The 1,100-nt window shown below is 40.9% G+C and carries 1 protein-coding gene; it reads left to right on the top strand.

The genetic code is table 11. From position 1 onward, the window contains the following. On the top strand, window positions 1-1,100 hold a 1,100-nt coding region (gene tuf, locus DES33_RS09585; protein WP_110058846.1), incomplete at both ends, for an elongation factor Tu.

Below are 1,100 nucleotides of genomic sequence, written 5' to 3'. Positions count from 1 at the left end.
GCAGCCGTAACACTTGTATTAAACAAGAGAATGGGCTCAGGAGAATTCGTAGACTACGCTAACATCGATAAAGCACCAGAAGAAAGAGAAAGAGGAATCACAATCAACACTTCTCACGTAGAATACGAAACAGAAAAAAGACACTACGCACACGTAGACTGTCCAGGTCACGCTGACTACGTTAAAAACATGATCACAGGAGCAGCACAAATGGACGGAGCAATCCTAGTAGTAAGTGCAGCAGACGGTCCAATGCCACAAACAAGAGAACACATCTTGTTAGCAAGACAAGTAGGCGTACCAAAAATCGCAGTATTCTTAAACAAAGAAGACCAAGTAGACGACCCAGAACTAATCGAATTAGTTGAAATGGAAGTACGTGAATTATTAAACGAATACGAATACGAAGGAGACGACACACCAATCGTAGTAGGATCAGCATTAAAAGCATTAGAAGATCCAGACGGAGAATGGGGAGACAAAATCATGAAATTGATGGAAGAAGTAGACGAATGGATCCCAGCTCCAGTAAGAGACGTTGACCACCCATTCCTAATGCCAGTAGAAGACATCTTCACAATCACAGGACGTGGAACAGTAGCTACAGGTAGAGTAGAAAGAGGAAAAGTAAAAGTAGGAGACAACGTAGAAATCGTAGGACTTACAACAGAAAAAAGAACAGTAGTAGTAACAGGTGTAGAAATGTTCAGAAAACAACTTGACGAAGCAGAAGCTGGAGATAACATCGGAGCATTACTAAGAGGTGTACAAAGAGAAGACATCGAAAGAGGACAAGTATTAGCAGCACCTGGAACAATCCACCCACACACAAAATTTGAAGCAGAAGTATACGTATTAACAAAAGAAGAAGGTGGAAGACATACACCATTCTTCTCAGGATACAGACCACAATTCTACTTCAGAACAACAGATGTAACAGGAAACATTGCATTAGAAGAAGGCGTAGAAATGGTAATGCCAGGAGATAACGCAAAATTCATAATCGAATTAATCACTCCAATCGCAATCGAAGAAGGATTAAGATTTGCCATCAGAGAAGGCGGAAGAACAGTAGGAGCTGGCGTTGTTTCTAAAATTAT

Source organism: Finegoldia magna (assembly GCF_003182075.1).
In the GTDB taxonomy this organism is placed as follows: domain Bacteria; phylum Bacillota; class Clostridia; order Tissierellales; family Peptoniphilaceae; genus Finegoldia; species Finegoldia magna.
This window is presented reverse-complemented; position numbering and strand designations above follow the sequence as displayed.